The 7053-nt window shown below is 73.8% G+C and carries 5 protein-coding genes and 2 pseudogenes; all 7 read left to right on the top strand.

What is annotated here, in order from left to right; genetic code table 11:
• Window positions 1-285 (top strand): annotated as a pseudogene (locus SSOG_RS54655) (methylmalonyl-CoA mutase); the annotation flags it as partial.
• On the top strand, window positions 285-2525 hold the full coding sequence (gene scpA / locus SSOG_RS02080) for a methylmalonyl-CoA mutase (RefSeq protein ID WP_039936342.1): 2241 nt from the start codon (window positions 285-287) through the stop codon (window positions 2523-2525). The pseudogene SSOG_RS54655 and the gene scpA, both read left to right, overlap by 1 nt.
• Window positions 2525-3529 carry a methylmalonyl Co-A mutase-associated GTPase MeaB gene (meaB, locus tag SSOG_RS02075; RefSeq protein ID WP_009712531.1) on the top strand — a complete coding sequence of 335 codons (1005 nt, stop codon included), beginning with the start codon at window positions 2525-2527 and terminating at the stop codon, window positions 3527-3529. Before scpA ends, meaB begins: the two co-directional genes overlap by 1 nt.
• Window positions 3530-4246: a (2Fe-2S)-binding protein gene (locus tag SSOG_RS02070; protein WP_009712530.1), complete on the top strand. Its 717-nt coding sequence runs from the start codon at window positions 3530-3532 to the stop codon at window positions 4244-4246. It abuts the gene before it with no gap.
• Window positions 4247-4324: 78 nt separating this feature from the next.
• A complete protein-coding gene (locus SSOG_RS02065; protein WP_039940491.1) occupies window positions 4325-5074 on the top strand; it encodes an acyltransferase in 750 nt (249 codons plus the stop codon).
• A 69-nt stretch (window positions 5075-5143) separates the two neighbouring features.
• Window positions 5144-6360, top strand: a pseudogene (gene cbiE / locus SSOG_RS02060) (precorrin-6y C5,15-methyltransferase (decarboxylating) subunit CbiE).
• Window positions 6357-7053: precorrin-4 C(11)-methyltransferase (cobM, locus tag SSOG_RS02055; RefSeq protein WP_063631532.1), on the top strand; the 697-nt coding region annotated here is incomplete at its 3' end. The pseudogene cbiE and the gene cobM, both read left to right, overlap by 4 nt.

The raw sequence follows: 7053 nt of genomic DNA, 5'->3' as shown, positions 1-7053 counted from the left end.
TGCAGGAACCGGCCACGGTCGACGCCGAGTCGGTGGCCGAGGCGTTCGCCGCGAGCGGCGCCACGGTCGCGTGCCTGTGCTCCAGCGACAAGGTGTACGCGGAGCAGGCGGTGGCCGTCGCCCGAGCGGCTGAAGGCCGCCGGGGCGGCCCGGGTCCTGCTGGCCGGACGGCCTGGGACACTTCAGGAAGAGTACGAGCGGGCCGGGGTGGACGGGTTCGTCTTCGCCGGCTGTGACGCGGTCGAGGTGCTGTCCTCGGCTCTGGACATCATGGGGGTGCGGTGATGGGCGGCAGCCCGGTGGAAGCGGGCGGGATCCCGGATTTCTCGGCCGTCGAGTTCGAGGGCCCGGCCGACGGGGCGGCGTCCGGCGGCGGTGCCGGTTCCGCCGCCTGGGCCGCCGCGGTGCAGGACAGCGTCGGCAAGGGCGTCGAGGACCTGGTGTGGGACACCCCGGAGGGCATCGGCGTCAAGCCGCTGTACACCGCGGAGGACCTGGACGGGGTGGACTTCCTGGACACCTACCCGGGCGTGGCGCCGTATCTGCGCGGCCCGTACCCGACGATGTACGTCAACCAGCCCTGGACGATCCGGCAGTACGCGGGCTTCTCCACCGCTGAGGAGTCCAACGCGTTCTACCGCCGGAACCTGGCGGCCGGGCAGAAGGGCCTGTCGGTCGCGTTCGACCTGCCCACCCACCGCGGCTACGACAGCGACCACCCCCGGGTCACCGGTGACGTCGGCATGGCGGGCGTGGCCATCGACTCGATCTACGACATGCGGCAGCTCTTCGACGGCATCCCGCTGGACCGGATGTCGGTGTCGATGACGATGAACGGCGCGGTGCTGCCCATCCTCGCGCTCTACATCGTGGCCGCCGAGGAGCAGGGCGTACCGCCCGAGAAGCTGGCCGGGACCATTCAGAACGACATCCTCAAGGAGTTCATGGTCCGCAACACCTACATCTATCCGCCGCAGCCGTCGATGCGGATCATCTCCGACATCTTCGCCTTCACCTCGCAGCGGATGCCGCGCTACAACTCCATCTCCATCTCCGGCTACCACATCCAGGAGGCCGGGGCCACGGCCGACCTGGAGCTGGCGTACACCCTCGCCGACGGGGTGGAGTACCTGCGGGCCGGGCTCGACGCCGGGATGGACGTGGACGCGTTCGCGCCGCGGCTGTCGTTCTTCTGGGCGATCGGCATGAACTTCTTCATGGAGATCGCCAAGCTGCGGGCGGCCCGGCTGCTGTGGGCCAAGCTGGTCAAGCAGTTCGACCCGAAGAACCCCAAGTCGCTGTCGCTGCGCACCCATTCGCAGACCTCGGGCTGGTCGCTGACCGCGCAGGACGTCTACAACAACGTGACCCGTACGTGTGTCGAGGCCATGGCCGCCACCCAGGGCCACACCCAGTCGCTGCACACCAACGCCCTGGACGAGGCCCTCGCCCTGCCCACCGACTTCTCCGCCCGCATCGCCCGCAACACCCAGCTGCTGCTCCAGCAGGAGTCGGGCACCACGCGGGTGATCGACCCGTGGGGCGGCAGCGCCTACGTCGAGAAGCTCACCCATGACCTGGCGCGGCGGGCCTGGCAGCACATCGAGGAGGTCGAGGCGGCCGGGGGCATGGCCAAGGCCATCGACGCGGGCATCCCCAAGATGCGCGTCGAGGAGGCCGCGGCCCGCACCCAGGCGCGGATCGACTCCGGGCGCCAGCCGGTGATCGGCGTCAACAAGTACCGGGTCGACAGCGACGAGCAGATCGAGGTCCTCAAGGTCGACAACTCCTCGGTGCGCGCCCAGCAGATCGAGAAGCTGCGGCGGCTGCGCGCCGAGCGCGACGAGACCGCCTGCCAGGACGCCCTGCGCGCGCTCACCGCAGCCGCCGAATCCGGCCCGGGCACGGGCCTGGAGGGCAATCTGCTGGCGCTTGCCGTGGACGCCGCCCGCGCCATGGCCACCGTCGGGGAGATCTCCGACGCGCTGGAGAAGGTCTATGGCCGCCACTCCGGCCAGATCCGTACGATCTCCGGTGTGTATCGAGACGAGGCCGGACCGTCGTCCGGTGTGGACCGCACCCGTGCGCTGGTGGAGAAGTTCGAGAGCGCCGAGGGCCGCCGCCCCCGCATCCTGGTCGCCAAGATGGGCCAGGACGGGCACGACCGCGGCCAGAAGGTGATCGCGACCGCCTTCGCCGACCTGGGCTTCGACGTCGACGTCGGCCCGCTGTTCCAGACGCCGGAGGAGGTCGCCCGGCAGGCGGTGGAGGCCGATGTGCACATCGTCGGCGTCTCGTCGCTGGCCGCCGGCCACCTCACGCTGGTGCCCGCGCTGCGCGAGCAGCTGGCCGAGGCGGGCCGCGAGGACATCACCGTCGTCGTCGGGGGCGTCATCCCGCCGCAGGACGTCCAGACCCTGCACGAGGCCGGTGCCGCCGCCGTCTTCCTGCCCGGCACGGTCATCCCGGACGCCGCCCACGACCTGGTGCGGAAGCTGGCAGCCGATCTCGGCCACGAGCTGTAATGCCACGGACGATCGACATCGACGAGTACGCCAAGGGCGTGCTCGACGGCAAGCGTGCGTACATCGCCCGCGCCATCACCCTCGTCGAGTCCACCCGGGCCGACCACCGCGACCTCGCCCAGCGGCTGCTGATCGAGCTGCTGCCGCACACCGGCGGGGCGCGGCGGGTCGGCATCAGCGGGGTGCCCGGGGTGGGCAAGTCGACCTTCATCGACGCCCTGGGCACCATGCTCACCGGGCTCGGCCACCGGGTCGCCGTGCTCGCCGTCGACCCGTCCTCCAGCCGGACCGGCGGCTCCATCCTGGGCGACAAGACCCGGATGGAGCGGCTGGCCGTCGACCCGAACGCCTTCGTACGGCCCTCGCCGAGCGCCGGGACGCTCGGCGGGGTCGCCCGCGCCACCCGCGAGTCCATGGTGGTGATGGAGGCCGCGGGCTACGACGTGGTGCTCGTGGAGACCGTCGGCGTGGGCCAGTCCGAGACGGCCGTCGCGGGCATGGTCGACAGCTTCCTGCTGCTCTCCCTGGCCCGCACCGGCGACCAGTTGCAGGGCATCAAGAAGGGCGTGCTGGAGCTGGCCGACGTCGTCACCATCAACAAGGCGGACGGCCCCCACGCCCGGGACGCCAAGTCCGCGGCCCGCGAACTGGCGGGCGCGCTGCGGCTGTTGCAGCCCCCGGACGCCCCCTGGAACCCGCCGGTGCTCACCTGCTCGGCGCGCGAGAACACCGGGCTCGACGTGGTGTGGGAGCGGCTGGAGCAGCACCGCCGGGTGCTGGAGGCCACCGGGGCGCTGGAGGCCAAGCGCCGCGACCAGCAGGTCGGCTGGACCTGGTCCATGGTGCGCGACCAGCTGCTCGCCCGGCTGCACGCCCACCCCGAGGTGCGCCGTCTCGCGCCCGGCCTCGAACAGGAGGTCCGCGACGGCACGCTGACGGCGACGCTGGCCGCGGACCGGCTGCTGGAGGCGTTCCGTACGCCGGCCGAGCCGACCGACGGCTGAGTGCCGACCGTGGGATGGGCCGCCGAGGTGGGGCCGTTCTTCGCCCTGCGTACCGGTCCTGGTGAGCCGGGCGAGGAGGGTTACGCGCCGATCGGCGAGGCATACCGGCTGACCGGCGAGGACACCGCCGCGCCCCTGCTGCGCGGCCGGGTGGAGGCGGTCGCCGCGAGCCTGGGCACCGAGGAGCCGAGGGTCGCGGCCTCCCTCGTCTTCCAGGGGCTCGCCGCCCGCGTCTGGTCGCTCGCGCTCGGCCCCGCGGCCCTCTCCGGCACCGTGTACGACCTCCGCCCCGACCAGCTGTGGTGGAACCCCGCGCGCACCGCCCCCGACGACCTGTGGTGGCCCGGCCCGCCGCGGGCGAAGGGCGAACCCGGCGGGCTCGCCGGACAGCTCGCCGAGTCCGCGTACGCCCATCTGACGCCGCTGCACCACGCCGTCGGCCGCGCGTACCGGGTCTCGGACCGGCTGCTGTGGGGCAACGCCGCCTCGGCGCTGGTGGGTTCGCTGCGGGTGCTGCACGACTGGTGCCGGGCGCGGGGCCTCGACGAGGCGGGGGAGCGGGCGTTGGCCGTGGCCCGCGCCCAGTTCGCGTACCCGCCGCTGCGTGACGCGGGGGAGTTGACCACCGCGCCGCTCGCCTTCCGGCGCCACACCTGCTGCCTGTACTACCGGGTGCCGGGTGGCGGTCTGTGCGGGGACTGTGTTCTGCGGCGGTGACTGCGTCCTGCGGCGGTGACCGCGTACCGCGGCGGTGACCGCGTACCGCGGCGCGCGGCGGCCGGATACGGTGTGCACATGCCGAAGAACGAGAACGTGTTCTCATCCTGGCGGGCGTGGCGCCGCCGCGCCACCTCCCGGATGGTGCACCGCGGATGGCGCGCGGTACAGAGCGCGGGCGCGGTGACCGCCGAGCGGCCAGGACCGTACCGCTTCGCCCGCATCGGCACCGGCACCCGGCTGGCGTTCCCCCAGGGCACCATCTTCGGCGAGGCGTGGATCGAACTCGGCGAGCACTGCGTGATCGGCGAACAGGTCACCCTCACCGCGGGCATGATGCCCGGCCTCGACCTCGGCCCCGGCCCCATCCTGCGCCTCGGCAACGGCGTGGTGCTGGGCCGCGGCAGCCATGTCATCGCCTCCCGGTCCGTGGTGTTCGGCGACGACGTGTTCTGCGGCCCGTACATCTACGTGACCAGCGACAACCACTCGTACGACGACCCCCACCAGCCCATCGGCCGCCAGTGGCCGCGCTCCGCCCCCGTCGAGATCGGCTCCGGAAGCTGGCTGGGCGCGGGCGCGGTGATCCTGCCCGGGGCGCGGCTGGGCCGCAACGTCGTCGTCGCGGCCGGGGCGGTCGTACGGGGCGAGGTGCCCGACCACGCCGTGGTCGCCGGGGCGCCCGCCCGCGTCATACGGCGCTGGGCCCCCGAGGACGGCTGGCAGCCGCCGCTGCGGACGCCCGCGCCCGAGCCCATACCGGCCGGGATGACGGCGGAGCAGCTGCTGGCCCTGGCCGAGACGGAGCCGGAAGCGGGAGCGTCCTAGCAGGTCAGTAGAGTTGCAGCCGCCCCCGAACCACCACGAGGAACACCTGTGAGCCCACCACCCACCCCCCTGACCGTCATCGGCATCGGCGCCGACGGATGGGACGGGCTCGCCCCGGCCGGTCGCGAGGCGCTCCGAACGGCCGAGGTCGTCATCGGCGGACCGCGCCAACTCGACCTGCTGCCACCGGACTGCGCCGCCGAGCGGGTGCCCTGGCCGTCGCCCCTGCGCCCCGCCGTCCCCGGGCTGCTCGCCGAACACGCCGGGCGCCGGGTCTGTGTGCTGGCGAGCGGCGACCCCATGTTCTTCGGCATCGGCCGCACCCTCACCGAGCTGCTGGGCCCCGGCGCGCTGCGGGTGCTGCCGCATCCGTCGTCCGTCTCCTACGCCTGTGCGCGGCTCGGCTGGGCGCAGGAGGCCACCGAGGTTCTCAGTCTCGTCGGCCGCCCCCTCGCCACCCTGTCCCGCGCCCTGTACCCGGGCTCGCCGACTGCTTAGTCCTGAAGCGCCCGGGGCCGGGACCCCGGCCGAAGTTCGCCGGGCTGCTGCGGGACCGCGGATTCGGCCCGACCCGGATGCGGGTCCTGGAACAGCTGGGCGGCGCGCGCGAGCACACGGTCGAGGGCACCGCCGAGGCGTGGCCCCACCCGCCCGGCGACCCCCTCAACGTCATCGCCCTCGACTGCGCCCCGGCAGCGGACACCCGGCACCTGTCCGCCGTCCCCGGGCTGCCGGACGCGGCGTACGAACACGACGGCCAGCTGACCAAGCGCCACATCCGCGCCGCCACCCTCGCCGCCCTCGCCCCCGCCCCGGGCGAACTGCTGTGGGACGTCGGCGGCGGCTCCGGCTCCATCGGCGTGGAGTGGATGCGCGCCCACCCCGCCTGCCGCGCGGTGTCCGTCGAACGCGATCCGGTACGCGCCGAGCGCATCATCCGCAACGCCACCGCCCTCGGCGTCCCCGCCCTGCGCGTCGTCACCGGAGCTGCCCCGTCCGCCCTGGACGGCCTGCCCACGCCCGACGCCGTCTTCGTCGGCGGCGGCGCCACCGCCCCCGGCCTGCTGGAGACCTGCTGGGACGCCCTCCCGCCGGGCGGCCGCCTCGTGGTCAACACCGTGACCCTCGAATCCGAAGCCCTGCTCACCACCTGGTACACCCGCCACGGCGGCGACCTGGTCCGCCTCGCCGTCTCCCACGCCGCCCCCGTGGGCGGCTTCACGGGATGGCGCCAGGCGATGCCGGTCACCCAGTGGTCCACCACCAAACGCGGAGAAACACGATGACGGTGTACTTCATCGGCGCGGGCCCCGGCGCCGCCGATCTCATCACCCTGCGCGGCGCGCGGACCCTGGGCCGCTGCCGGGTGTGCCTCTACGCGGGCAGCCTCGTCCCGCGCGAGCTGCTGGCCGAATGCCCGCCGGACGCCCGGCTCGTCGACACCGCCGGGCTCGACCTCGACCAGATCACCGCCGAGTTCGCCGCCGCGCACGAGGCGGGGCACGACGTGGCCCGCCTCCACTCCGGCGATCCGTCGGTCTTCAGCGCCGTCGCCGAGCAGATGCGGCGCCTGGACGCGGCCGGGATCCCGTACGAGGTCGTCCCCGGCGTCCCCGCCTTCGCCGCCGCGGCCGCGGCGCTGGGCCGGGAGCTGACCGTGCCGACCGTCGGGCAGACCGTCATCCTCACCCGCATCGCCCAGCAGGCCACGCCCATGCCCGACGGCGAGGACCTCGCCACCCTCGGTCGCAGCCGCGCCCTGCTCGTCCTGCACCTCGCCGCCCGCTACGTGGACCGCGTGGTCGGCGAACTCCTCCCGCACTACGGCCCCGACTGCCCGGCCGCCGTGGTCGCCATGGCCAGCCGCCCCGACGAACTGGTGCTGCGCGGCACCCTCGCGGACATCGCGGACCAGGTGAAGGCGGCCGGTGTGGTGCGTACGGCCGTCATCATGGTGGGCCGCACGCTGGCCGCCGAGC

Origin of the sequence: Streptomyces himastatinicus ATCC 53653 (assembly GCF_000158915.1) — a bacterium.
Classification (GTDB): Bacteria; Actinomycetota; Actinomycetes; order Streptomycetales; family Streptomycetaceae; genus Streptomyces; species Streptomyces himastatinicus.
This window is presented reverse-complemented; position numbering and strand designations above follow the sequence as displayed.

Excerpts from the sequence above, each read along its gene's own strand:
- scpA (WP_039936342.1), top strand. The coding sequence starts at position 285 with ATGGGCGGCAGCCCGGTGGAAGCGGGCGGGATCCCGGATTTCTCGGCC.
- meaB (WP_009712531.1), top strand. The coding sequence starts at position 2,525 with ATGCCACGGACGATCGACATCGACGAGTACGCCAAGGGCGTGCTCGAC.
- SSOG_RS02065 (WP_039940491.1), top strand. The coding sequence starts at position 4,325 with ATGCCGAAGAACGAGAACGTGTTCTCATCCTGGCGGGCGTGGCGCCGC.